This is a genomic window from Bacillus sp. MZGC1 (assembly GCF_002998605.1).
Taxonomy (GTDB): domain Bacteria; phylum Bacillota; class Bacilli; order Bacillales; family Bacillaceae; genus Bacillus.
In genome coordinates this window covers 149106-175815 of the sequence record NZ_PVRE01000006.1, presented here as the reverse complement: position 1 = coordinate 175815, position 26710 = coordinate 149106, and the positions used below count along the sequence as shown (strand labels likewise).

Here is a 26710-nt window from a genome sequence, read left to right as displayed (position 1 = left end):
AAGAGACATGTTACCCGACTTACACAATTCAGCTCATCGCTTGATTAATATAGCATGGGATGAGCTTGAATGCAACCATTAAATGAATTCTTTCAGATTTTCATGTCATTTTACAAGATGAATGACAAAAAATCGATTATTTGGATTATTTTTTCAAAAAATATTGAAAAGTCAGATCAGATTTTATAAAATGAATTCATCTTAGTTTGTTTGGTCAATAAACTAAGATGGATTTCAAGCATTGATTCCTACATTGAAGGAGATGATTCCGTCATTCAACTGATTTGCTGCTTAAATGGGCTAAGCTGAAAGGATGAGATGTTCAGCTACATTTTTACAACAAATTGAAAGCGCTTTATATTTCCCGCATTGATTGCTGCTGCCCTCCATCATCTGTTCGTTAGAAGAGGCTAAGTGAAGAAGGGAGAAAGCTCATGGTTAGTGAGAATTTAAAGAAGATTCGTATGTCTGAAAAAGTGGGATATGCTTCAGGGGATTTCGCATGTAATTTGATTTATGCAACTGTCTCTACGTATCTATTATTTTTTTATACAGATGTGTACGGTTTATCAGCGGCAGCAGCAGGGACGATGTTTTTGGTTGTTCGCGCCATCGATGCGCTTGCAGATCCATTTATTGGTGCATTGGTGGACCGGACGAACAGCCGTTTTGGCAGGTTCAGACCTTACTTGTTATTCGGTGCGTTTCCTTTCGTCGTACTTGCCATCCTTTGCTTTACAACACCTGATTTTTCCGAAATGGGTAAACTCATTTATGCCTACATCACGTATGTTGGTTTATCGCTTACATACACATTCATCAACGTTCCTTATGGTGCTTTAACTTCCGCAATGACAAGAAATAACCAAGAGGTTGTCAGTATTACGTCCGTTCGTATGGTTTTTGCCAATCTAGGCGGTCTAGTTGTGGCTTTTTTTGTTCCTTTTCTTGCGACCTTTTTAAGTGATACGACAGGTAATACAGCACTCGGCTGGCAGATGACGATGGCTTTTCTCGGCGTTCTTGGCGGTGCATTACTGATTTTCTGTTTTAAAAGCACGAATGAACGTGTCACGCTTCAAAAGCCAGAGGAAAAGATTAAATTCAGTGATATCTTTGTCCAGTTGCGAGTGAATCGTCCGCTTGTTGTATTAAGCATTTTCTTTATTATTATTTTTGGTGTGAACTCGATCAGCAACTCTGTTGGGATCTATTATGTGACGTATAACCTTGGCAGAGAAGATTTAGTGAAATGGTACGGACTCATTGGCAGTCTGCCAGCTTTAATGGTGCTGCCGTTTATTCCTAAGCTGCACAAGGTGTTAGGAAAGAAAAAGCTGCTGAATTATTCTTTATTGCTGAATATCGTAGGTCTTCTTGCATTACTTGTGATACCGCCGAGTCAAATCACTTTAATACTGATTTTCAGGCTCGTTGCTGCTGCGGGGAGTATTACAGCCGGTGCTTACATGTGGGCACTTATTCCAGAGACTGTTGAATATGGCGAATATAAAACAGGGAAAAGGATGGGCGGGCTCATCTACGCGGTCATTGGGTTCTTCTTTAAATTTGGTATGGCGTTAGGCGGGATTGTTCCGGGGCTTGTACTCGATCGATTTGGCTATGTCGCGAACCAAATGCAGACACCAGAAGCATTACTTGGCATTTTAATTACGGTAACGGTGATTCCTGTATGCTTACTGATTTTAGCGATGATTGATATTAATTTTTACAACCTAGATGAAGAAAAACACAAAAAAGTTGTAAGGGAGCTTGAGAATAGGGATCAAGTATATATCGATCATATGGATGATTTTAAAATGTAGGTCGTGAAGAGGAGGAAGTTGAATGAAAATTACCAATCCAGTGCTCAAAGGGTTTAACCCGGACCCAAGTATTTGCCGTGTAGGAGAAGATTATTACATGGCGGTCTCTACATTTGAATGGTTTCCAGGGGTGCAAATTTATCATTCGAGGGATTTAGTCCATTGGCGGCTTGCTGCGCGTCCTTTGCAAAAAACGTCGCAGCTGGATATGAAGGGGAATCCTGATTCTGGCGGAGTATGGGCACCGTGCCTAAGCTATGCAGATGGTCAGTTTTGGCTCATTTATTCAGATATCAAAGTAGTGGATGGTCCATTTAAAGATGGTCATAATTATTTGGTCACGGCAAGTGAAGTGGATGGTGATTGGAGTGAGCCGGTCCGTCTCAATAGCTCTGGCTTTGATCCCTCTTTATTTCATGATCAAAGCGGCAAGAAATACGTCTTAAATATGCTGTGGGATCATAGGGAAAAGCACCATTCATTTGCGGGTATTGCCCTGCAGGAATATAGCGTGACGGAAAAGAAACTCATTGGTCAGCGGAAGGTCATTTTTAAAGGCACGCCGATAAAATTGACAGAAGCGCCGCATCTTTATCACATTGGTGATTACTATTATTTATTAACAGCAGAAGGAGGTACCCGGTACGAGCATGCGGCAACAATTGCCCGTTCCTCGCAGATTGAAGGGCCTTATGAGGTTCATCCTGATAACCCCATTTTAAGTGCTTTTCACGCACCTGAACATCCGCTTCAAAAATGCGGGCATGCTTCCATCGTTCAAACGCATACAAATGAATGGTATTTGGCTCATCTCACTGGCCGCCCCATTCAATCAAGCAAGGAATCTATTTTTCAACAGAGAGGGTGGTGTCCTTTAGGAAGAGAAACAGCGATTCAAAAGCTCGAATGGAAGGATGGCTGGCCGTATGTTGTGGGCGGAAAAGAGGGGGCGCTGGAGGTTGAAGCGCCAGCGATAAACGAAAAGGTTTTTGCTCCTACACACCATACAGTCGATGAATTTAAAGAATCAACGTTAAATAGACACTTCCAAACATTAAGAATCCCTTTTACTGATCAGATCGGTTCATTAACGGAAAAACCTCAGCATTTAAGGTTATACGGTCAGGAATCTCTAACATCTAAGTTTACCCAAGCTTTCGTTGCAAGGCGCTGGCAAAGCTTTTATTTTGAAGCAGAGACAGCTGTGTCGTTCTTTCCAGAGAATTTCCAGCAAGCCGCTGGTCTTGTGAATTATTATAATACGGAAAATTGGACAGCGCTTCAGGTGACATATGACGAGGAACTTGGCCGCATTCTTGAACTATCTGTCTGTCAAAACCTTTCCTTTTCTCAGCCGTTGACACAAAAAATCGTCATTCCAGAGGAGGTCACGTATGTGTATTTAAAAGTGACCGTTCAGAAAGAGACATATACCTATTCTTATTCTTTTGATCAAAGAGAATGGAAGGAAATTGATGTGTCATTTGAATCAAGCCATTTATCCGATGACTTCATTCGAGGAGGGGGATTTTTTACAGGGGCATTTGTCGGCATGCAGTGCCAGGATACAAGCGGCGAGCGTCTTCCTGCTGATTTCAACTATTTCCGTTATGAAGAAACAGATAAATAAAAAAGACAACACGCTGAGAGCTGTCTTTTTTATCTATGAACCTGTCATGGTGAGAGGGTGGCATCTTGCAGGAAAGCTTCAATGACTAGAGATGTCATCCCTAATACCGGTGCGTTGTGTCCTAATGACGAAGGAAGCAGCTCTACATGTGAACTGAATTGAGTATCTATCCTTGAGGATACCTCCTCTTGAATCACACGTAAAACCGTTGGCTGTGCTTCAATCACCTTGTTTCGTAAAATAATCGCTTGCGGGTTAAAGGTATGCAGGACGTTTGTGAGACCGACGCCAAGGTAAAAACCAAAGTTGCGCAGGGCATTGAGCGTTTTCATATCATTTAACGTCGCCAGCTGTTCCAAGTCTGGATGGGAGATGGGCTGATCATTTGTTTGAAGAGACTGAAACAAGGCTTTCTCAGATGCATACAGCTCCCAGCATCCACGGTTTCCGCAGCTGCATGTTGGTCCATTAAAGTCGATGGTCATATGTCCCATTTCACCAGAAAAGCCGTATGCGCCTCTGTATAAATGATGATTGATAATGATCCCGATCCCAATGCCAGTGCCGATGCTGGCATAGATCAAATGATCATAGTGTTTAGCAGCGCCAAAGATTTTTTCACCATATGCACCCGCGTTTGCTTCATTTTCAATGAAGACGGGTACTTGGAAAGCGTCTTGGAGCGTTGTTTTCAGGTCAACATTTTTCCATTTGGAATGAGGCGTAAACACGATTTGTTCATCGGTATCCACTAACCCAGGTATACATAGGCCAATACCTATGAGCCCGTATGGGGAAGAGGGGATTTGTGCCATCAACTGCTGTATTAATTCAATTAAAATGCGTATGGTCACATCAGGAGAGCTTGATGGGAGCTTGATCTGCTCTTCATGAAGAATGAACCCTTCGAGGTCGGTTAAAATGCCGTTGACATAATCAACGCCGACATCAATCCCGATGGAGCAGCCAGCACGTTTATTAAACATCAGTAAAACCGGTCTTCTCCCGCCGCTAGACTCACCTTGACCGATCTCATAGACGAGATGCTCTTTCATTAATGTACTTACTTGAGAGGAAACAGTCGATTTATTTAATCCAGTGCGTTCAGATAATTTTGCTCTGGAAATTGGCGCATGCTGGAGAATTTCTTTTAATAATAGCTTTTGATTTATTTTTTTCACAAAGTTCTGATCAGCAATATCCACGTTATCCACTCCATTTGTTTCGTCTTTAGATTAAGTTGAAAAAAAGTTACTTTTGTTTGCCTGTATTCTGTAAGAAGGATGATTTTAACTTTATTATAACGAAAATATTTCTAAAAAACTAAAAAATATGGAAAATTCAAAGTGAATTGATCATAGATTGAACATTAGTTTGTTGAATCAACTTACTAAGTATATTCATAGGAGGAATAAAAGATGGCCAACTCAAATATGAAAACGTTACACAACTTAGAAGGAATCGGAAAAATACAATATGAAGGAAAACAATCAAAAAATCCACTCGCTTTTAAACACTATGATCCAAACGAAATGATTGGCGGAAAAACAATGAAAGATCACCTGCGCTTCTCAGTCGCTTATTGGCATACATTGACTGCAGATGGAACAGACATGTTTGGAACTGGCACGATGCAGAGAGCCTGGGACTCCTATAGCGGAATGGATTTAGCGAAAGCTAGATTAGAAGTGGCCTTTCAACTTTTTGATCTATTGGATGTTCCGTATTTTTCCTTCCATGACCGTGACATTGCACCGGAGGGAGATACGCTTCAAGAGACCAATCAACAATTAGACATCATTTTAGATAGAATGAAAGAATACATGCGGGATAGCGGAGTAAAGCTGCTCTGGAACACGGCCAATATGTTCAAACATCCTAGATTTGTACACGGCGCAGCGACATCTTGTCATGCAGATGTCTTTGCCTATGCGGCCGCACAGGTGAAAAAAGGCATCGAAACAGCTAAAGAACTCGGCGCTGAAAACTACGTTTTCTGGGGAGGACGAGAAGGATACGATACTCTGCTGAATACAGATATGAAAAGAGAGCTTGACCACATGGCGTCGTTCTTGCATATGGCTGTTGATTATGCAAAGGAAATAGAGTACACAGGCCAATTTTTAATTGAGCCTAAGCCAAAGGAGCCAACCACTCATCAATACGATGCAGATGCAGCGACATCTATCGCCTTTTTAAAGCAATACGGATTAGATTCACATTTTAAATTGAATATCGAGGCAAATCACGCGACGCTTGCCGGTCATACGTTTGAGCATGAATTACGAGTAGCAAGAATACATGGATTGCTCGGTTCTGTGGATGCGAACCAAGGGAATACGCTGCTCGGCTGGGACACTGATGAATTTCCAACAGATTTATATGCCACAACTCTTGCCATGTATGAAATTCTGCAAAATGGCGGACTAGGAACTGGTGGTCTCAATTTTGATGCAAAAGTTAGAAGAGCTTCTTTTGAGCTTGAAGATATTTTGTATGCCCATATTGCGGGTATGGATGCATTCGCAAAAGGACTGCGGGTCGCTCATAGACTCATAGAAGATCGTGTGTTTGAAGATGTGATAAAGCACAGGTATCGCAGTTTTTCTGAAGGGATTGGCCGTGACATTTCAGAAGGAAAGGCAAACTTTCATACATTAGAAGAGTATGCGCTCAAACACCCTTTGATCAGAAACGAATCGGGAAGAGAGGAACAGTTGAAAGCCCGGTTAAATCAATATTTGTTAGAAGATTGATTAAAGGAGCGGACCTGTTTTGAAGGAGTGAAGACATGAAGTATGTGATGGGAATTGATCTTGGAACGAGCGGAGTCAAAGCAATATTAGTAGATGAGAATGGAAAGGTGTGCTGCGAGGCCTCTAAGCCTTACCGCCTCATTCAAGATAAACCTGGATATTGTGAGCAGAACCCAGAGGATTGGGTTGAGCAAACAGTGGCTGCGATGAAAGAACTGATGGCAAGACAGCCTGTTCATTCAAAGAAAGTAGAAGGCATCAGCTTTTCTGGACAGATGCATGGTCTGGTTCTTTTAAATGAATCCCGCAAGGTACTCCGCCCTGCGATTTTATGGAATGATACACGAACGACAGCGCAATGTACACGCATCACAAAAAAGCTGGGGGAACGGCTGCAAAAGATCACGAAAAATCAGGCGCTAGAAGGATTTACACTGCCAAAATTATTATGGGTAAAGGAACATGAACCAGAAATTGATCAACAAATCGACATGTTTTTACTCCCGAAAGATTATGTCAGATTTCGTTTAACAGGGTCTGTTCATATCGATCATTCTGATGCGGCTGGCACATTGCTGTTAGATATTGGAGAGCAAAAGTGGAGTGAAGAGATTTGTCAGGCATTTGATATTCCTCCTCATATTTGTCCGCCGCTTGTCTCATCAGAGGATGAGGTCGGTACACTATTGCCGCATATTGCACGTGAGGCGGGGATCGAAGAGGGTGCAAAAGTCTTTGCTGGCGGGGCAGACAATGCTTGCGGAGCAATTGGAGCTGGCATTTTATCCTCTGGCCGCACGTTATGCAGCATTGGCACATCTGGCGTCATTCTCTCTTACGAAGAGGATCATGAAAGAGCGCTTCAAGGAAACTTGCATTTGTTTCATCATGCAAAAAAAGACGCTTTTTACACAATGGGTGTCACCCTTTCAGCAGGATATAGCCTTAACTGGGTAAAACACTTACTGGCTCCAGAGGAATCGTTCCAATCGCTTTTAGAGGGTGCGGTTGATGTCGCGCCAGGAGCGAATGGATTGCTCTTTACGCCATATTTAGTCGGGGAGAGAACACCTCATGCGGATTCTACCGTTCGTGGAAGCTTGATTGGATTAGACAGCAGACATGAAAGGACACATATCGTAAGGGCTGTGCTAGAAGGGATTACCTTCTCGTTAAATGAATCCATCGCCTTATTCCGGCAAGCAGGGAAACACATAGATTCTATTGTCTCCATTGGGGGCGGCGCGAGAAGCCGGACATGGCTTCAAATGCAAGCAGACACTTTTCAGGCTGAGGTCATCCAGTTAGACAATGAACAAGGGCCTGCTTTAGGTGCAGCTATGCTGGCCGCCGTTGGCTGCGGATGGTATCCATCGCTTGAGGCATGTGCAGATCAGTTTATTCATCAAGCTGCTGTCTATGAGCCAGAGCAGCAGCATGCAAGTATATATGCTGATCTATTTCATCTGTATCAAAAGATCTATACACAAACAAGAGACATCCATGCCGGGTTAGAACAATACCGTTCTGTCTAGCAAGAAAGGTTACATGAAAGGAGGTGATGGGCTCGTTTCATCTTAGAGAAGGCAGAATAATATGATGAAAAAAGGAGAGGGATGAAAAATGAATTTGAAAAGATTGAGGCTGTTGTTTGTGATGTGTATTGGATTTGTGCTGACACTGACTGCTGTACCAGCTCATGCGGAAACGATTTATGATAATAGAATAGGCACACACAGCGGATACGATTTTGAATTATGGAAGGATTACGGAAATACCTCAATGACACTCAATAATGGCGGAGCATTTAGCGCACAATGGAACAATATTGGAAATGCTTTGTTTCGAAAAGGGAAGAAGTTTGATTCCACTAAAACTCATCATCAACTTGGCAACATCTCCATCAATTACAACGCAGCCTTTAACCCAGGCGGGAATTCCTACTTATGTGTCTATGGCTGGACACAATCTCCATTAGCTGAATACTACATTGTTGAGTCATGGGGCACATATCGCCCAACAGGAACGTATAAAGGATCATTTTATGCCGATGGAGGCACATATGACATTTATGAAACGCTACGTGTCAACCAGCCTTCTATTATTGGGGACGCTACCTTTAAGCAATATTGGAGTGTACGTCAAACAAAACGTACGAGCGGAACTGTATCCGTCAGTGAGCATTTCAGAAAATGGGAAAGCCTAGGTATGCCAATGGGGAAAATGTATGAAACAGCATTAACTGTAGAAGGCTACCGAAGCAACGGAAGTGCAAATGTGATGACCAACCAGCTGATTATTCGATAAAACCAAATGAAAAAAAGCCAGCAGTTTTTGCTGGCTTCAGCGTGTAGACAAACCCTCGCATTCGTTGTCAGGTCTGCGCGCTGGTGCTCACGAATGTTAAATTCGCTCCGCGCCAGTGCTCGCCCTTCCTAGACTTCAAAGGTTTTCTATCACGCTGAAAAGAAGACAAAGTGCTAAAATAAAAATCATTTTAGCACTTTGTCAACAATCTAAAGCCAGCAGTTTTTGCTGGCTTTTCTTCTGTCTATGATAATTTTTCAACTTCCACTCTGCCAGAAAAGAACGTCGCGCCGCCGCCCATATCTGCCAAGCGATCTGGTGTTAATCCATTGACTAAATGCTTTTTGCCTTTTTGATCAGCCCATAATCCTTGACTGACCACAACACCGGATAATACATTTTGACCGACTGACACGACCAGCTCACATTCTCCCCGGTCATTCAGCACACGCACCATGTCACCGTCTTCAATCTGTCTTGCCTTTGCATCTTGTTCATTCATATGAAGCTTAGGAAACTTCTCAAGCTTTTGATGCTTTTCATGAAGTGAGAAGGTCGAGTTAAGAAAATTATGATTCGGTCCCGGTATAAAGGTAAGCGGATAATCGCTTTCCTGATAGAGGGGCACATAGGTTGGTAGTGCTGGATAGCCGTCTTTTTTCATTTGTTCAGAATAAAGCTCAATTTTCCCGCTTGGAGTAGAGAGCTTTAAGTCTTGGAAAGGTCCTCGTTTTGCTTTGATCCATTTCTTTTCTTTTAATGCTTCGTACGAAATGTCCTCATAATGCGGATTTTCCGGATGGTGAAGGGCTTGTTCCATGAGCTCCGCATCTGTCTCGCGGAAGGCTTCATCTTCAAAGCCCATCGCATGGGCTAACAGGCGGAACACTTCCGTATTGGATTTACTTTCTCCATAGCGTTCAATCACCGGCTCTTGAATTTGAATATAATGGTGCCAGTATGATGTATAGAAATCCTCATTTTCAAAAGCAGAGGTTGCCGGCAGGACAATGTCTGCATACGCAGCTGTCTCTGTCAGAAATAGGTCATGAACCACTGTAAATAAGTCCTCTCTCAGCAAACCTTCTCTTACTTTATTTGCTTCAGGTGTCACAACGGCTGGGTTGCACGAGTAGACAAAGAGTGAATCAATGGAAGGCGCTGCATTCGTCAGCACACTGCCTAGCTGATTCATATTAAATGATCTAGGCGTGCGGTCCTTTAATAGATCCGGCCGCTGAAGAGCGGTTTCATTATAGCTGAGAAAAGAAGAGTTTGATTTCATCGCACCGCCGCCCTTGTAGAGCCATTGACCAGTCAGGGCAGGGAGGCAGGAAATGGTTCGAATACTCATCCCGCCATTATCATGGTGCTGCAAACCATTGCCAATGCGAATGAGAGATGGCGATGTCTCTGCGTACATTCTCGAAAGTGTAAGGATGTCCTCTTTAGAAACCCCAGTGATACCCTCAACGGTATCTGGATCATACTGCTTCACATGCTCACGCAGCTCTTTATGACCGGTTGTATATTCCTCTAAAAAGGCTTCATCTGTCAGTCCTTCTTTAAAAAGGACATGCATGATGCCAAGGGCAAGTGCGCTGTCAGTACCAGGTCGAAGCGGAATAAACCAATCTGCCATCCGTCCGGTTTGGTTCTTGTGAACATCAATCACGACAATCTTTGCTCCTTGCTTTCGCGCTTTTTGTGCGAGGGTGATTTGGTGCATATTGGTCGACACAGCATTGATGCCCCAAAAGATAAATAGTTTCGTATGAATGGTGTCTTCTGGGTCTGTCCCGATGCTTGCACCCATTGTATATTTATAGCCAGTCGTTCCTGCTGACTGACAGATGGTCCGGTCTAACTGACTTGAACCAAGACGATAGAAAAAGCGGCGGTCCATGCCTTCTGCATTCAGATTGCCCATGTTCCCATAAAAGCTGTAAGGCAGAATACTTTCTGGACCTTTTTCTTCAATCAGCTTTGTCCATTTTTGACGAATGGTTTCAATGGCTTCTTCCCACGTAATCGGTGCAAATTGACCATCGCCTTTGCGTCCAACACGTTTCAAAGGAGTGGTCAGCCGTTTTTCATCATATAAACGGGCTGTGACATTCCGCACCTTGTTGCATATGTTGCCTTGGGTAACTGGGTGGTCTGGATCTCCCTGCACTTTTACGATCTTTCCATTTTCTTTATGTATCAAAAGACCGCACTGATCCGGGCAATCTAACGAACAAACTGATTTGAATATTCCGTCTTTCATTGCTGTATAATCGGTCATGAATTTTTGGCTCCCTTTCTGCAATCCGTTATCACTTTGTATGGACTTTATTTTAGCATGTTCGGAGATGGAAGGTAAGAAAGAGATGATGAATTGAAGAAAATGAAAAAGCCCCTCAAAAGGGACTTTTAAAAACGGGTGACCTGTACAGGAAATTCTTTTACCCCAAAAACAAATGTGCTTTGAATGGGTTTTAGCTGATCTGCCGCACAGGTGATGTCTTGAAACGTCTGGAGTAAAACCTCAAGGGCAATGTTGCTCTCAAGGCGGGCAAGCGGTGCACCGAGACAAAAATGAATGCCAAAGCCAAAGCTCATATGAGGATTTGATTTCCGGTCAAGGCGGAACGTATCTGGATCGTCAAATTTCTGTTCATCGCGATTTGCAGAAGCGACCCAGCTAATGAGATAGTCACCTTTTTCAATTTTTGAGCCTGCAATCTCCACATCCTCGGCCGCGATTCGCCCAATGGCTTGAACAGGCGGGTAATAGCGTAACGTTTCCTCGGTCAATTGAGGAATAAGAGAGAGGTCCTGCCGTACTGCTTCGGCGATATGCGGCTGCTCTGTAAGCAGTCGTACTGCATTTGTAATTAAATTGGTCGTTGTCTCATTACCAGCAACAAGTAATAGAATACAAAAGCCAAGCAGTTCATTCTCGGTTAAACGCTCACCATCGATTTCCGATTGAATGAGAAGTGAGATCAGGTCATCAGCAGGGGAGTCTTTTCGTTTTTGGATTAAGTGAGCAAAATAAGCGGACAGCTCTTCCTCTGCGCGTTTCTGCATATCGACAACTGCCTGAATGGCTTCTTTTGATTCATCCTTAGCACCTGCCACTAGGGCATCAGAATGTTTCTTAATCAGTTCTCTATCTTTTACCTCTGCACCGAGAAGCTCAGCAATAATCATCACAGGCAGGGGAGCTGCTAGATCTTGCACGATATCAAACGTACGTTGATCCTTGACTTGTTGCAGCAGGTCATGTGTCAGGTCTTTAATCTTACCTTCTAATTGCTTGATCGCTTTTGGCGTGAATGCTTTATTCACGAGTGCTCTCATCTTTGTATGTTTTGGAGGGTCCATTGTTAAAATACTCGTTTTTGAGGTGCTTCTTCCTCGCTGTGATGAGAACACTTTCGGCTGCTTGAGAACAGACTGGATATCCGCATATCGAAAGAGATCCCAGCACTTTCTTGTCTCATCATATCTCATATCACTCTGCGCACGTAGCTCATTGTAAATAGGAAATGGGAAAAGAAGGTCATCGGTAGAACGGATTTCTTTCATTGGAATGACATTGACATAGTTTTCTTTCACTTTCATTATGAACGCTCCTTTTTCACTTGGTTTCTCTTTCACCGTATCACCAGTAAAATGTCATTTCAACGGACATGTTTTCTAAAATATGTCAATAGTCTAATCGGAAGATTCAAGCACATTCATCGTATAGGAAAATAGAAAGTCATTAAAAATGATAGCGCTTTCTAAAAAATAGAATTGAAGTCACCGAATCAAAAATAAAATGGGGAATTCAGTCGAAAGAAAGGGTACTATGATGCAAATACGAATAGTTCTTTTGGTCTAATTTGTTGTTTCGTAAAAGCGCAGTCAGCATACATATAGCAAGCGGTTCGCTATACAATCGGGACTTTTGAAAAGCACTAGCTCTTTCTTGACACGATTTCTCATCATGTTACGATAACTAACGTGTGAAAAACACGAACAAAAAGCGAACAAGGGAGAGGATCCATATCATTGATCAAAAGAAAGTTGCTTTCATTGGAGCAGGTTCTATGGCGGAAGGAATGATTGCAGGGATTGTGCGATCAGGACAGATGCCGCTAGGCCAAATTTACGCAACAAACAGACAAAATCAACATCGATTGAATGAACTAACGAAACGATACGGAATACAAACAGCCACAATGGATTCTTTTCCTTTTGAAGAAATGGATATGTTGATCCTGGCCATGAAGCCAAAGGATGCTGAAACAGCACTTGAATCGTTAAAACCTCATATTCAGAGAGACCAGCTGATCATGTCTGTCCTTGCAGGCGTTAAGCAATCATATATTGAAGATATGCTGCATGAAGGGCAGCCTGTTATGAGGGTGATGCCCAATACGTCAAGTACGATTGGGGCTTCAGCGACCGCTTTATGTGCTGGACGTTATGTGAAAGACGACCATATCAGCATGAGTCAGGCTCTTTTATCTGAAATGGGCGAAGTCTATACCATTCAGGAAGAGCAAATGGATATTTTCACTGGAATTGCCGGAAGCGGCCCAGCCTATTTTTATTTCTTAATGGAGAGAATCGAAGAAGCAGGAGAAGAAGCAGGTTTATCTAAGGAATTGTCTCGTCAAATTGGCGCGCAGACACTTCTCGGTGCTGCGAAAATGCTGCAAGAAACAGAAGAAGACCCTTCTACTCTAAGAGAGAAAATTACGTCACCAAATGGAACAACGGCTGCTGGATTGAATGCATTAGATGATTTTGGCGGTGGAGAAGCGATCAAGCAGGCCGTCAAACATGCTGCTAATCGATCAAAAGAGATCAGCAATCAGCAAAAACAAAAAGTATCTATATAAATAGAGCTCAGGTACAGGAGTGATAAGGTGTACGCAGATAAAGAGAAAAAACGAATTGTTGTGAAAATCGGAAGCAGCTCTCTTACTAGCTTTCAAGGGGAGATTAGTTTAAAAAAACTAGAAAACCTCGTCAATCAAATTGTGAAACTCAAAGATGCAGGACACGAAGTCATTTTGGTTTCATCTGGTGCGGTTGCAGCTGGTTACCGAAAACTAGGATTTATCGATAGACCCAAAACACTGCCGGAAAAACAGGCATCTGCCTCAATTGGGCAAGGCCTTTTAATGGAATCATATTCTACTTTATTTTTATCACACGGTTATATTGCCTCACAGCTTTTAATCACAAGAAGTGATTTTTCCGATGAAACACGCTATCAAAATGTGCGCAACACGATGAATGTGTTATTAGATCGAGGCATCATCCCAATTATTAATGAAAATGACACAGTGACGATCAATCGGCTGAAGTTCGGAGATAACGATACATTGTCTGCAAAAGTAGCTGGATTGATTGATGCGGATTTCCTTGCCATTTTATCTGATATTGATGGCTTGTATGAAGATAACCCGCATACAAACCCAAATGCGAAGAGAATTCTTGAAGTCACAGACATCACAGAAGACATCGAAGCAGCGGCTGGAGATGCAGGCAGCAGTGTGGGCACAGGCGGAATGAAATCAAAGCTCGATGCGTTTAAAATTTCCATGGCCGCTGGCATCAATGGCTTTTTAGGAAAAGCGGATACGCCTCACATTTTAGATAAAGCGATCAATGGGACAGAGGACGGCACTTATTTTACGGCTGATGAAAATTTAGCTCCGCTGAATTACAAGAAGCAGTGGATTGCCTTTCATTCTGGACCAAAAGGCGAGATCGTTGTTCAAAAAAAATCACAGGAGCACCTCATGCACCGCGAGAAATGCCTTGATTCCGATGGCATTGTCAATGTAAAGGGTTCGTTTAAAAAAGGCGATGTCGTCCGTATTTTAGATCAAGATGGAAGAGAAATAGGGCTTGGTATTGTGAATTATCCATCTGATGAACTTGCACTGAGCAGTGACTCGTTACAGGATGAAGTGGTTCATGTCGTCGATCTTGAAGCGTTTGTTTGTCATTTAGATTTATCGATACCAGTTTGCTAACCAAAAGGGAGGAATTCCATGACACTGACAGCTGAAGTTGTCACATCGGTCAAAGAAAAAGCAAAAAAAGCAAAGCACGTTTCAAAAAAACTAGGTTTACTTCATACAGAGGATAAAAACGAGGCGCTGCTTAAACTAGCAGAAGCGTTAGAACAAAAAAGCACCTTCATTTTACAGGAGAACCAAAAGGATGTAGATGCAGGGAAGGAAAAGGGCTTCTCAGAGGCACTCTTGGATCGTTTAATGTTAAATGAAGAAAGAATTCATGAGTTTGCTGAAAGTTTGCGGCTTGTGACGAGATTAACAGATCCTGTTGGAGAAATATTGGATGAATGGACTCTTGAAAACGGCTTGCACGTGAAAAGCCGAAGAGTACCGCTCGGCGTGATCGGGATGATCTATGAAGCGAGACCGAACGTCACTGTCGATGCAGCAGGGCTTGCCCTCAAGGCAGGTAACGCAGTGATTTTAAAAGGCGGTTCCTCCGCTATTTCTTCCAACAAAGCCATTGTCCGTGTCATTCATGAAGCATTGGATCAAACAAAGATCCCGCGTGATGCGGTGCAATTGATTGAACAAACAGACCGTTCATCGGTTCAAGCGATGTTCCATCTGAAAGATTGGATCGATGTCTTAATTCCGCGAGGGGGAGCTTCTTTAATCAAAACAGTGGTTGAACAATCCACCATTCCCGTCCTTGAAACAGGGACAGGAAACTGCCATGTCTTTATTGATCAAACAGCCAATGTAAAAAAAGCCATTGAGATTGTCATCAATGCAAAAACGAATCGTCCGGCTGTATGTAATGCACTTGAGACGCTGATCATCCATCGTGATTGGCTGAAAGAGAATGCTGCATCATTGAATGAAGCTCTGCTGGAGCACCATGTCACTGTACATGGTGACGAGGCAGCACTGTCTCATTTTTCAAACGCCATTCCTGCTGAGGAAGTGGACTGGGCAGATGAGTATTTAAGTCTTGATCTTGCAGTAAAGGTAGTCGATTCAATCGAGGAAGCCATACACCATATTGATCAGTACGGTACAAAACATTCAGAAGCCATCGTGACAGAAGATGAAAAGCAGGCACTCACGTTTTTAAACGCAGTCGATGCGGCGGCGGTTTATCATAACGCATCTACCCGCTTTACAGACGGCGGCGCACTTGGATACGGGGCTGAAATTGGCATCTCCACTCAAAAACTGCATGCAAGAGGGCCAATGGGACTTCCTGCACTCACGACAACGAAGCTGCTTCTATCTGGCGATGGCCAGATTAGAGGCTAGAAGAGATGCAAAAAACACTACCTTTTTTATAGGGTAGTGTTTTTTAGTGTATGATGAAGAATTTCATTTGTTAGAGCAAGTTTTCTTCATGACTTTCTCAAATTTAAAGAATTCAAATTCCTCAGGTGCTGATGGCTCATTTTCTTGATCATCTGCATGAGGTGCGTTCGGATCTGGATGTTTCATGTGATAAAATTCAACAATTTGAAAGCCGCACTTATTGACATAAAAATGAATGTTGCGTTTTTCAAAATACGGGGTCACAACCTCCCATACCATCGTTTCTGGATATTGCGCCTCGATGGCTTTCCATGCTGCCTGACCAATGCCTTTTCCGTGTGAGGATGAAGAGATGTATAATAGGTCAACTGAGTTGTGATGGGTCTCTTTGTTGATTTTAATGACAACTCCGCCTGCCTTTTCACCATTTAGCTTAATATGATAAACAATGTGTTCATTTGATTGAAAAGATTCATCAATCACTTCATCTGGAGGAATCGGTCCATCATGCGCATCGCCAAATGCGTCGATCACGCCAGCTGTAAAAGCTTTCTGCAGCTCTTTTTTCATAAAAGGGAAATCCTCTTTATTTGCAATTTCTAATGTCACTTCATGTTGAGTTATGTTGTTCATGTTTTTATCCTTTCCCAGCGTAGTGGTGGTTCTGCATGTTATCATGATAAAGGGTGGAGTAACTCCATAGTCAAGAGAGGAGCCTTAATCATGATCAATGATGTGCAAAAAACGTTTTTCACTGGAGAATTTGCCAAGCTATTTGATGTAAAAAAAGATACCCTGTTTTATTACGATAAAATTGATTTATTTAAGCCAGCTGGTGTCCATGAAAATGGGTACCGTTACTATACACTCGAGCAATTTGATCATTTTATAGCGATTCAATCCCTTCGAGCTGTTCAATTTCCGATAAAAGAGTTAAAACAATATTTTACAGAGCCTTCCCGCGAAAGGCTTCAAAGCCTAGCAGCCGAACAAATAGAAAAGGTCAAACAAGAGATTGAAAAACTTCAAGATATCCAGTCTTTTCTTATGCGGGTGATGGAGACGACGCAAGAACTATCATCTATAAAAATAGGAGAGGTTCTGTTTCAAGAGATGCCAGAAGAACCTGTTGTATTAAGTGCATCGAACCCAATTGACATGAATACATCCGTAGAAGAAATATCACGTATTGTTGGAAAATTTCTAAAGGGAATTGGTATAAAAGGTGCTGCGGCAAATGGTGCTGTCTTAAAAAAGGAGCAGTTTCTTCAGCGTCACTATCATCAGTCAGATCAGCTGTTTTGCCGAATGGAAGCGCCAGGAGCAGTTAAAAAACCTGCGGGCCTCTATGCTGTGATGTATGATCAAGGATCATATGAGGAGATTGAGTCTGCTTATTCGCGCTTGTTAGATGAAATCGAGAAAGAGGAAATGATGCTGGATGGAGATGTATTTGAGGAGTATTTGCTTCATTCACTCATGTCTAAAGATGAAGCAGAGTATATAACGAAACTCAGTGTAAAAGTGAAAAAGCGAGCTGATTAACAAAAAAGAGGATAGACCGCATGGGCGCGTGTCTATCCTCTCTTTATATTTAACCCACTTGATTCTCCGAAAATTGGCTCATATATAAGTCTGCATAAAAGCCTTTTTGTTTCAAGAGTTCACTGTGCGTTCCTTTTTCAATGATGGTGCCATCTTTCATGACTAGAATAAGGTCTGCATCCTTGATCGTCGACAGCCTGTGTGCAATGACGAAGCTCGTTCTGCCTTTCATCAATTCATTCATCGCTTTTTGAATGTGCATCTCTGTCCGTGTATCCACACTGCTCGTCGCTTCATCTAATATCAAGATCTTTGGATCAGATAAAATCGCACGGGCGATGGTTAACAGCTGGCGCTGACCTTGGGACAGATTGCCGGCATCTTCTGTTAAGAGTGTGTCATATCCGTCTGGTAGTGTGCGGATGAAGTCATCAGCATAAGCATGTTTGGCGGCTTTGATGACATCCTCTTTTGAGACGTTCTGCCTGCCATAGGCAATATTGTCGTGAATCGTTCCTTCAAAAAGCCACGTATCCTGAAGAACCATCGCAAATAAGTCGCGTACTTGCTGACGGCTGAGGTCAGTTGTTTTGACGCCGCCGATGCGGATAGAGCCTTGATCTAATTCATAGAAACGCATTAAAAGATTGATGATGGTTGTTTTTCCAGCGCCTGTTGGCCCGACAATAGCAACCGTTTGTCCTTCTTTTACATCTAAAGTCAAATCTTTAATAATCGGATGGTCTTTTTCATACCCAAATTGAACTTGTTCAAAGCTCACATCGCCTGAAAGTGATTCAAGATCAATTGCTGCATCTTCCTCGGCACTTTCTTCTTCCTCATCGAGGATTTCAAATACCCTTTCAGCAGAAGCAATCGCTGATTGAACCAAGTTGGCGACGCTTGATGCCTGCACGAGCGGTTGAGACATTTGCTGCGTGTATTGGATAAACGCCTGCACATCTCCGACACGAATATTCCCATTAATGACAAGAATACCGCCGGCTACACTGACTGCCACATAGCCAAGGTTCCCGATAAACGTCATCAATGGCATCATTAAACCAGAAATGAACTGCGCTTTCCTTGATGATTCATACAGCTGTTCGTTTAATTGATCAAACGTATCAATCGCTTTCTTTTCGTAGCCATACGCACGAACCGTTTGATGCCCTGAGAACATTTCATTAATATGTCCGTTGATCATCCCGAGCTCTTTTTGCTGCGCTTTAAAATGCTTTTGAGAAAATGACGTAATGCCGCGAATCGCAAACAGGCTGAGCGGCAGCGTTAAACAAACAAGCAAGGTCAATAGCGGACTAATCAATAGCATCATGACGACAATCCCAATGACCGTAATGACAGATGTAATCACTTGGGTGAGTGCCTGCTGAAGCGATGTATTAATATTATCGATATCATTCATCACACGGCTCAGCGTGTCCCCATGGGTTGTTTTATCAAAATACCGAAGGGGGAGACGTGTGAGCTTGTCATTTGCTTCTTGCCGTAATTCAGCAATGGTCTGTTGGGAGACACCCGCCATCACATATTGCTGAACGAATGAAAAGAGAGAGGCAATGACATATAGCGCGACAAGCAGTAATAAAATACGTGAAATGACATCAAATTGAACAGCTGTTCCTTGAGTAAAGCTGTCAAACAGGGAAGAGGTGGCATCCCCTAGCAGCTTTGGACTAATGACGTTAAAGACGGTTGAACCGACCGCTGCAATGAAGACAATGATCAATTGAATTTTCCTCGGTTTTAAATAACCAATCAAACGAAGCAGTGTTTTCTTAAATTCCTTCGGTTTTGTGACAGGTCCTCTAAGGTGGCCGCCTTTATGGCCCATGCCGGAAGACATTTTCTTACTCATCCTCGCTCCACCTCCTGACCTTCCTGGGATGCAACAATCTCTTGATAGACAAGATTGTCCTTCAGTAATTGTTCATGTGTTCCGATACCTGCGATTTTCCCATCATCTAGTACGATGATTTTATCACTATGCTTCACTGTGCTGATTCTTTGCGCCACAATGATGAGGGCTGCATGCGCTTTTTCAGCTTCTAATGATGCCCGAAGCTTCGCATCTGTTTTGTAATCAAGTGCTGAGAAACTATCGTCAAACAGATAGAATGACGGCTTTCTCACTAGCGCTCTTGCAATAGAAAGACGCTGCTTTTGACCGCCAGATAGATTCGATCCACCCTGGTCAATTTCCGCATTGATTCCGCCATCTTTTTGCAAAACAAATTCTTCTGCCTGCGCCGTTCGCAGCGCTTGCCAGACGTCCTCATCGCTTGCATCCTGCCTGCCAAAACGCACATTATCGGCAATGGTGCCGCTAAATAAAACCGCTTTTTGAGAGACATAGCCCATCTGGCTTCTTAGTTTCTCCTGAGGCAGCTCTCTAATGTCTACACCATCTAGTGTAATCCGGCCATCTGTTGCTTCATAAAAGCGTGTCATCAGCTGGAGAAGAGTGGTTTTCCCAGAACCTGTACTTCCGATAATAGCTGTCGTTTCGCCAGTTTTGGCTTCAAACGTAATGTCTTGAACTGCCGGTTTCTCAGCTTTTGAGTAATAAAATGACACATCTTCAAAACGAATGGATTGGGCTGGCGCGCGCAGGTCAATAACAGTTCCTTCATTGTCTTTAATCTTCGGTTCCATGTTTAACACTTCGTTCATGCGTTTAGCTGATGCTTGTGCTCTTGGAACCATAATAAAGCTCATCGACAGCATAATAAGTGCCATTAAAATCATCATCGCATATTGAATGAAAGCAATGAGATTCCCAACTTCCATCTCTCCGGCATCAATTCGGTTTGCACCTAGCCAGACAATACCGATATTCGTGAAGTTCATGATGATCAGCATAAATGGAAACAAGTAAGCCATTAATCGGTTGACTCTAAGGCCAGTATCCTTGTAGGATGTGTTGGCTTCTTGAAAACGCTCCTTTTCATCATCTACACGGTTAAAAGCACGAATGACCCGGATGCCTGAAAGAGATTCTCGCATAATTAAATTCAGCCGGTCTGTTTTCTTCTGAAGCTGGCCGAATAATGGAATGGCTTTTCTCGATACCAAATAGATAAATCCGCCAAGAAGGGGAAGAGCTGCTAAAAAAATGAGAGACAGGACAGCATCTCGGGATACAGCCAAAATAATTCCGCCCACAAGCATGAGCGGTGCTCTCGTCATCATTTGTAAAATCATGATCGTGACATCTTGGACTTGTTTCACATCATTTGTTGATCTTGTAATAAAGGAAGACGTCCCGATCCTTTGAAATTCTTCTAGTGAAAATTGTTCGACATGCACAAACAGCTGTCTTCTCATATCACGCCCGAAGCCAAGTGCAGTCTTTGATGACAAGTAAGACTTCCAGATAGTGAGCAAGATGGCAAGTAAAGAACAGGCCACCATCCAGCCGCCAACCTTCCATATGTAAGCAATATCTCCTTGGACGATTCCGACATCGACGATATCTGCCGTAAGCGTCGGTAAATACAGCTGGAGCATGCTGCTTAAAAAGGTGAGGATAACAATGGACACAACGGACAGCCGATACGGCTTTAAAAACGATAAAATTGATTTCATACGAATACCTTTCTTCCATATAGTGTGTTGTTCTGTAACCCATCATATACAAAGAGGGATTATTTCCACAAATGAAATGTCCTGTTTTAATAAATTATTTATATTGTTCAATTTTAGAAAAGAAATCCTTCACAAACACATAAAAATCATGGGCAGAAGGAGACATTTCTCGTGACTTAGACGCAATAATTCCAACAGTTCTTCTCACTTGCGGAAAATCGATCGGAATTTTCGCTGTAAATCGCGGTGTGGTTTCATAAAAGGCGCTTTCGGGTAATAAGGTAACGCCCATACCCGCTGATACAAGACCTTTAATGGCGTCTAAATCCTCTCCTTCAGATGAAATGGTTGGCTTATAGCCTGCCTGCTTGCAAGCATCAACTGCAATTTGTCTCAGCACATACCCTTCAGGAAATAACACGAAATGATCCTTTCTTAAATCACTTAAATGAATACTCTTTTGTCCGCTAAAGGGGTGGCTAACCGGCAAAAGGGCATAAATGCTTTCTGAAAACAAAATATTTCCTTCTATTTGAGGATCGTTTGTCGGTACGGGTCCTAAAAAGGCGAGATCAATATCCCGATTTTTTACAGCTTCAATGAGAAATTTATAGGATCCTTGACGAAGTAAAAAATCGACCTCTGGATATTCCTGCTTAAAGGCGGAAATGACTGAAGGAAGCACTTGGCTTGCTAGACTTGTAGGAAAGCCGATATTCACCGTTCCTTTGTGCGGATCTAAGTATTCATCAATTTGCTCTTTCGCATAATCAATGGCTTTTAGTGCCGTTCTGACATGATCTAAAAATTGTCTGCCGATTTTCGTTAATTTGATATTTCGGCCTTCTCGTTCGAATAAGGCCACTCCAAGTTCTTCTTCTAAATTCGCAATCTGCCGGCTGATAGCAGATTGGGCGACATGTAAGTTTTCAGCCGCTTCTGACACGTGCTCACGGTCTGCGACTTCTACAAAATAACGTAACTGACGAAGCTCCATTTTTACACTTCACACCCATCTATCTCAAAAAGAGATTGTTTTCATCTAAATTATATATTGTTTATATTAATTTGAAAACTTAAAATAAGTTACAGAGTTTGTGAGATTTTATGACTGTGAAAAAACGGATCTTTTAAACGGGGGAGAGAAACGATGACTTATAATCAACTACCACAACCACAAGGTCTCTACCGTCCTGAATTTGAACATGATGCATGTGGAATCGGACTGTACGCTCATTTAAAAGGGGAAGCGACACACAGCATCGTCAAAAAGGGATTACAAATGCTTTGCCAGCTTGATCACCGCGGCGGGCAAGGCAGTGATCCGTATACAGGTGATGGTGCCGGCTTAATGGTACAGCTGCCAGACGCTTTCTTTAGAAAAAGCTGCAAAGACTTTGCACTTCCTGAAAAGGGCCGTTACGGGGTAGGAATGGTCTTCTTTTCAAAAGAGGATGACGAGAAAACGCGTCAAGCCATCGAGCAAAAAATCAACGGATTCATTAAACAAGAAGGTCAAACATTAATTGGCTGGAGAACAGTCCCTGTCGATGCCGGTAAAATTGGTACTGTCGCAGCGAAGAGCTGTCCGGTTGTAAGGCAAGTCTTTATCGGGGCAAACGACAACATCACAGATCGTTTGTCATTTGAAAGAAAATTATATGTCATTCGTAAGCAGGCTGAGAACTGGGGAACAGCAGAGGAAAAGCAATTTTACTTTGTCAGCTTGTCGAGTCAAACCATTGTATACAAGGGGCTTTTAACATCAGATCAAGTCGATGCTTTTTATCTTGATCTTCAGGATGAAACATTTGTTTCTGCATTTTCACTTGTTCATTCACGATTTAGTACAAATACATTTCCTACATGGGAAAGAGCCCATCCAAACCGTTACTTGATTCACAACGGTGAAATCAACACATTAAGAGGAAACATCAATTGGATGAGAGCAAGAGAACAACAATTCGTATCTGAAGCTTTCGGAGACGATTTAGACAAGATTTTGCCAGTGCTGAATGCAGACGGAAGTGATTCATCCATTCTAGACAATGCCTTTGAATTCTTTGTGCTTGCAGGCCGTACACCTGCTCATACAGCGATGATGCTGATTCCAGAGCCTTGGACTGAAAACACGCACATGTCAAAAGAGAAACGGGCATTTTATGAATACCATAGTTCTCTCATGGAGCCGTGGGATGGACCAACAGCCATTTCCTTTACAGATGGTAAACAAATCGGTGCCATCTTAGACCGAAACGGATTAAGACCGGCAAGATATTACGTCACAAATGATGATCATATCATTTTCTCTTCTGAGGTCGGCGTGATCGACACAAATGAAAAGGATGTCAAATACAAAGACCGTCTCGAGCCGGGCAAAATGCTGTTAATCGATTTAGAAGAAGGACGAATTATTTCTGACGAAGAAGTGAAATCGACGATTGCGAATGAACTTCCTTATCAAAAATGGCTTGATGAAGAAATGGTTCATGTCAATCGCTCAGAAGAAAATTCAGAAAATTCTAGTATAATGGATGATTTATTGACTCGTCAGCGTGCGTTCCATTATACGTACGAAGACATTCAAAAATATTTAATTCCTTTACTAGAAGAAGGTAAAGACCCAATCGGTTCAATGGGAAGCGACACACCGCTTGCTGTGTTATCAGATCGTGCGCAGTCTCTGTTTCATTATTTCAAGCAGTTGTTTGCACAGGTGACGAACCCGCCGATTGATGCTATTCGTGAGCAGCTTGTGACATCTACCATGACTTGGTTGGGTGCTGAAGGAGATATTTTACATCCGAATGAATATTCATGCCGAAGAATTAAACTTTATACACCGGTCTTAACGAGTGGACAATTTAACGGCTTGAAAACGATTGTTCATAATGCCTTTAAAAGCAAAACGATTCATACTCTATTCACCGATGATTTAAAGCGCGGATTGGATGCGATGTTTGAAGAGGCGGAAAAAGCGATCCGCGAAGGCGTATCTTTATTAATCCTTTCAGATCGTGAAATGACAGAACAAAAAGTGCCGATTCCACCGCTTCTAGCGCTAAGTGCACTGCATCAGCATCTTGTACGCCAAGGCTTACGGACAAAGGTTAGTCTGATCGTTGAATCTGGAGAAGTCAGAGAGGTCCATCATTTTGCCGCACTGATTGGCTACGGAGCAGATGCGATCCATCCTTATCTTGTGTATGAAACGTACAAACAGTTGATTGCAGATGAAGCGATCTCTTTCAGCTTTGATGAAGCAGTCACAAAGTTTGGTAAAAGCGTGACCGAAGGTGTCGTCAAAGTCATGTCTAAAGTGGGAATTTCCACTGTGCAAAGCTATAGAGGAGCGCAAATCTTTGAAGCTGTCGGCATTAGTGAAGATGTCATTCAGGCGTATTTCACGGGAACAGCTTCTCAGCTTGGCGGGATTGATCTTGAGACCATTGCACACGAGGCAAAACTCCGTCATGAAGCAGGGTATCAGGCAGCGACTGACCAAACACTCGAATCAGGCAGTGATTTCCAGTGGAGAAAAAATGGAGAGCACCATGCCTTTAACCCAAAAACGATCCATACGCTTCAGTGGGCATGCCGCAATGAAGATTACGATCTATTTAAGCAATATACAAAGGCAGCGGACGAAGAAAGAATCGGCTTCCTTAGAAATTTATTTTCTTTCCAGCCAAAACAAAAACCAGTTCGTTTGGAAGACGTTGAATCTGCTGAATCCATCGTGCGCCGATTCAAGACAGGTGCCATGTCATTTGGGTCTTTAAGTAAAGAAGCGCATGAAGCGCTTGCGATTGCCATGAACCGAATTGGCGGTAAAAGTAACAGCGGAGAAGGCGGAGAAGATCCTGCACGTTTTACAGTTGATGAACGCGGCGATGATCGCAGAAGTGCGATTAAACAAATTGCTTCTGGACGCTTTGGCGTAAAGAGTCATTACTTGGTCAATGCAGATGAACTCCAAATTAAAATGGCGCAGGGAGCAAAACCTGGAGAAGGCGGACAGCTGCCAGGAAATAAAGTATACCCTTGGGTTGCCGATGTACGCGGCTCTACACCAGGCGTCGGATTGATTTCACCACCGCCGCATCATGATATTTATTCCATCGAGGATTTGGCGCAGCTGATCCATGATTTGAAAAACGCGAACCGTGATGCCCGCATCAGCGTCAAGCTTGTGTCTAAAGCCGGCGTTGGGACGATTGCAGCAGGTGTAGCAAAAGGGACGGCGGATGTCATTGTGATCAGTGGATACGATGGCGGCACAGGAGCTTCGCCGAAAACGAGTATTAAACACACAGGACTTCCTTGGGAGCTCGGTTTGGCAGAAGCACATCAAACCCTTGTGTTAAATGGTCTTCGCGAGAGAGTCGTTCTTGAAACGGACGGCAAGTTAATGACTGGACGCGATGTTGTCATGGCAGCGATTTTAGGAGCAGAAGAATACGGCTTTGCAACAGCTCCACTTGTCGTATTGGGCTGTGTGATGATGAGAGCATGTCATTTAGATACTTGCCCAGTCGGCGTCGCTACACAGAATCCAGAGCTTCGCAAAAAATTCATGGGGAACCCTGATCACATTGTGAATTTCATGATGTTTATTGCAGAGGAAGTAAGAGAAATCTTAGCGGAACTTGGCTTTACATCAATGGATGAATTAATTGGACGCACGGATGTTCTAGGAGTCAGTGAACGAGCAAAAGCACACTGGAAAGCAGGGCAGCTAGACCTTGAAACACTGCTTTATCAGCCAGAAGGAGCTCGTACATTCAGAACACCGCAAAATCATAAAATTGATGAATCACTGGATATGAATGAAATCCTCCCTTATGTACAGGAAGCGCTGAATCATCAAACACCGGTTGATCTATCATTGAATATTCGCAATATCAACCGTGTGGCCGGAACCATTACTGGAAGTGAAGTGTCTAAGCGCTACGGGGAAGAAGGCTTGCCAGAGGATACGATCACACTAAGGTTCACTGGTTCCGCAGGACAAAGCTTCGGCGCATTTGTGCCAAAGGGCATGTCTCTCTATTTAACAGGCGATTCAAATGACTATATCGGCAAAGGACTCTCTGGAGGCAAAATTGCGGTCAAAACCTCTGATCACTTTGTACAAAATGGACATGAAAACGTCATTGTCGGAAACGTCGCATTCTACGGAGCGACAAGCGGAAAAGCCTTTATTAACGGGCGTGCAGGTGAGCGCTTTGCCGTTCGTAATTCAGGTGTGCATGTGGTCGTTGAAGGAATCGGTGATCACGGCTGTGAATACATGACTGGCGGACGTGTCGTCATTTTAGGAGACGTCGGAAAAAACTTCGGCGCAGGCATGTCTGGCGGCGTAGCTTACGTCCATACATCCGATGCGAAACAGTTCAAAAGAATGTGCAACATGGAAATGATCATGTTTGAAAAGCTCACAGATCATGAAGAAGAACAAGAAGTGAAACAGCTGATTAAAGAGCACCTTCATTATACAAACAGCTCAAAAGCATCGGCACTTCTAGAAAACTGGGCGCAAGAAAAGGATCAATTCATCAAAGTTATTCCGAGAAATTACAAAATGATGCTTCAAAACATTGAAGAACAAAAACAAGCGGGCCTCAGTCATGAAGAAGCGGTCATGTTCGCCTTTGAAGCAAACACAAAACCGAAAAATCAAGAAACGGCAAACGGGCAAAAAGCAGCCCTCGCTCATTAAGA

General features: G+C 42.9%; 17 protein-coding genes. 10 read left to right on the top strand and 7 right to left on the bottom strand.

What is annotated here, in order from left to right; all coding sequences use genetic code 11:
* The first annotated feature begins 434 nt into the window (after positions 1–434).
* Positions 435–1826: an MFS transporter gene (locus tag C6Y06_RS17340; RefSeq protein WP_106037303.1), complete on the top strand. Its 1392-nt coding sequence runs from the start codon at positions 435–437 to the stop codon at positions 1824–1826.
* 22 nt (positions 1827–1848) lie between these two features.
* Complete coding sequence (locus tag C6Y06_RS17335; RefSeq protein ID WP_106031103.1) at positions 1849–3456, top strand: glycoside hydrolase family 43 protein; 1608 nt, start codon at positions 1849–1851, stop codon at positions 3454–3456.
* 44 nt (positions 3457–3500) lie between these two features.
* On the opposite strand, the gene xylR is transcribed toward C6Y06_RS17335, so the two are convergent.
* Complete coding sequence (xylR, locus tag C6Y06_RS17330; RefSeq protein WP_066030783.1) at positions 3501–4661, bottom strand: transcriptional repressor XylR; 1161 nt, start codon at positions 4659–4661, stop codon at positions 3501–3503.
* Between the two features lie 213 nt (positions 4662–4874).
* Between xylR and xylA the strand changes: the two genes are divergently transcribed.
* The 3 genes from xylA to C6Y06_RS17315 all read left to right on the top strand — a co-directional run bounded on the left by xylA (position 4875) and on the right by C6Y06_RS17315 (position 8519).
* Positions 4875–6212, top strand: coding sequence for a xylose isomerase (xylA, locus tag C6Y06_RS17325; RefSeq protein WP_106031105.1), 1338 nt, complete (start codon positions 4875–4877; stop codon positions 6210–6212).
* A gap of 35 nt (positions 6213–6247) precedes the next feature.
* Positions 6248–7747 (top strand): xylulokinase, encoded by a 1500-nt coding sequence (gene xylB / locus C6Y06_RS17320; protein WP_066030785.1) that lies wholly within the window; start codon positions 6248–6250, stop codon positions 7745–7747.
* A gap of 88 nt (positions 7748–7835) precedes the next feature.
* On the top strand, positions 7836–8519 hold the full coding sequence (locus C6Y06_RS17315; RefSeq protein WP_034660895.1) for a glycoside hydrolase family 11 protein: 684 nt from the start codon (positions 7836–7838) through the stop codon (positions 8517–8519).
* Positions 8520–8763: 244 nt separating this feature from the next.
* Here C6Y06_RS17315 and C6Y06_RS17310 read toward each other — a convergent pair whose 3' ends face one another.
* Positions 8764–10806: a molybdopterin oxidoreductase family protein gene (locus C6Y06_RS17310; RefSeq protein WP_106037302.1), complete on the bottom strand. Its 2043-nt coding sequence runs from the start codon at positions 10804–10806 to the stop codon at positions 8764–8766.
* 128 nt (positions 10807–10934) lie between these two features.
* Entirely contained in the window at positions 10935–12131 is a 1197-nt protein-coding gene (locus C6Y06_RS17305) for a cytochrome P450 (RefSeq protein ID WP_095285273.1), read from the bottom strand.
* Between the two features lie 470 nt (positions 12132–12601).
* On the opposite strand from C6Y06_RS17305, the gene proC reads away from it, so the two are divergent.
* The 3 genes from proC to C6Y06_RS17290 are packed head-to-tail and all read left to right on the top strand — an operon-like array spanning position 12602 to position 15832.
* A complete protein-coding gene (proC, locus tag C6Y06_RS17300; RefSeq protein ID WP_411265989.1) occupies positions 12602–13399 on the top strand; it encodes a pyrroline-5-carboxylate reductase in 798 nt (265 codons plus the stop codon).
* A 27-nt stretch (positions 13400–13426) separates the two neighbouring features.
* Positions 13427–14545, top strand: a complete 1119-nt coding sequence (gene proB, locus C6Y06_RS17295) for a glutamate 5-kinase (RefSeq protein ID WP_106037301.1) — start codon at positions 13427–13429, stop codon at positions 14543–14545.
* A gap of 18 nt (positions 14546–14563) precedes the next feature.
* Positions 14564–15832, top strand: coding sequence for a glutamate-5-semialdehyde dehydrogenase (locus tag C6Y06_RS17290; protein ID WP_095285270.1), 1269 nt, complete (start codon positions 14564–14566; stop codon positions 15830–15832).
* Between the two features lie 63 nt (positions 15833–15895).
* Here C6Y06_RS17290 and C6Y06_RS17285 read toward each other — a convergent pair whose 3' ends face one another.
* Positions 15896–16465 (bottom strand): GNAT family N-acetyltransferase, encoded by a 570-nt coding sequence (locus tag C6Y06_RS17285; RefSeq protein WP_095285269.1) that lies wholly within the window; start codon positions 16463–16465, stop codon positions 15896–15898.
* A gap of 90 nt (positions 16466–16555) precedes the next feature.
* On the opposite strand from C6Y06_RS17285, the gene C6Y06_RS17280 reads away from it, so the two are divergent.
* The gene (locus C6Y06_RS17280; protein WP_095285268.1) at positions 16556–17377 is read left to right on the top strand and encodes a MerR family transcriptional regulator; all 822 of its coding nucleotides are present in this window, start codon (positions 16556–16558) and stop codon (positions 17375–17377) included.
* 49 nt (positions 17378–17426) lie between these two features.
* Here C6Y06_RS17280 and C6Y06_RS17275 read toward each other — a convergent pair whose 3' ends face one another.
* The 3 genes from C6Y06_RS17275 to gltC all read right to left on the bottom strand — a co-directional run bounded on the left by C6Y06_RS17275 (position 17427) and on the right by gltC (position 21983).
* Complete coding sequence (locus C6Y06_RS17275; protein ID WP_106037300.1) at positions 17427–19256, bottom strand: ABC transporter ATP-binding protein; 1830 nt, start codon at positions 19254–19256, stop codon at positions 17427–17429.
* Complete coding sequence (locus tag C6Y06_RS17270) at positions 19253–20986, bottom strand: ABC transporter ATP-binding protein (RefSeq protein ID WP_095285267.1); 1734 nt, start codon at positions 20984–20986, stop codon at positions 19253–19255. The genes C6Y06_RS17275 and C6Y06_RS17270 overlap by 4 nt, the downstream gene beginning before the upstream one ends.
* Before the next feature lie 94 nt (positions 20987–21080).
* Positions 21081–21983 carry a glutamate biosynthesis transcriptional regulator GltC gene (gene gltC, locus C6Y06_RS17265; protein WP_034660886.1) on the bottom strand — a complete coding sequence of 301 codons (903 nt, stop codon included), beginning with the start codon at positions 21981–21983 and terminating at the stop codon, positions 21081–21083.
* A 153-nt stretch (positions 21984–22136) separates the two neighbouring features.
* Between gltC and gltB the strand changes: the two genes are divergently transcribed.
* Positions 22137–26708: a glutamate synthase large subunit gene (gene gltB, locus C6Y06_RS17260; RefSeq protein WP_106037299.1), complete on the top strand. Its 4572-nt coding sequence runs from the start codon at positions 22137–22139 to the stop codon at positions 26706–26708.
* Positions 26709–26710: the final 2 nt, after the last annotated feature.

Coding starts and splice junctions, on each gene's coding strand:
- C6Y06_RS17340 (WP_106037303.1), top strand. CDS start 435: ATGGTTAGTGAGAATTTAAAGAAGATTCGTATGTCTGAAAAAGTGGGA.
- C6Y06_RS17335 (WP_106031103.1), top strand. CDS start 1,849: ATGAAAATTACCAATCCAGTGCTCAAAGGGTTTAACCCGGACCCAAGT.
- xylA (WP_106031105.1), top strand. CDS start 4,875: ATGGCCAACTCAAATATGAAAACGTTACACAACTTAGAAGGAATCGGA.
- xylB (WP_066030785.1), top strand. CDS start 6,248: ATGAAGTATGTGATGGGAATTGATCTTGGAACGAGCGGAGTCAAAGCA.
- C6Y06_RS17315 (WP_034660895.1), top strand. CDS start 7,836: ATGAATTTGAAAAGATTGAGGCTGTTGTTTGTGATGTGTATTGGATTT.
- C6Y06_RS17310 (WP_106037302.1), bottom strand. CDS start 10,806: ATGACCGATTATACAGCAATGAAAGACGGAATATTCAAATCAGTTTGT.
- C6Y06_RS17305 (WP_095285273.1), bottom strand. CDS start 12,131: ATGAAAGTGAAAGAAAACTATGTCAATGTCATTCCAATGAAAGAAATC.
- proC (WP_411265989.1), top strand. CDS start 12,602: ATGGCGGAAGGAATGATTGCAGGGATTGTGCGATCAGGACAGATGCCG.
- C6Y06_RS17290 (WP_095285270.1), top strand. CDS start 14,564: ATGACACTGACAGCTGAAGTTGTCACATCGGTCAAAGAAAAAGCAAAA.
- C6Y06_RS17285 (WP_095285269.1), bottom strand. CDS start 16,465: ATGAACAACATAACTCAACATGAAGTGACATTAGAAATTGCAAATAAA.
- C6Y06_RS17280 (WP_095285268.1), top strand. CDS start 16,556: ATGATCAATGATGTGCAAAAAACGTTTTTCACTGGAGAATTTGCCAAG.
- C6Y06_RS17275 (WP_106037300.1), bottom strand. CDS start 19,256: ATGAGTAAGAAAATGTCTTCCGGCATGGGCCATAAAGGCGGCCACCTT.
- C6Y06_RS17270 (WP_095285267.1), bottom strand. CDS start 20,986: ATGAAATCAATTTTATCGTTTTTAAAGCCGTATCGGCTGTCCGTTGTG.
- gltC (WP_034660886.1), bottom strand. CDS start 21,983: ATGGAGCTTCGTCAGTTACGTTATTTTGTAGAAGTCGCAGACCGTGAG.
- gltB (WP_106037299.1), top strand. CDS start 22,137: ATGACTTATAATCAACTACCACAACCACAAGGTCTCTACCGTCCTGAA.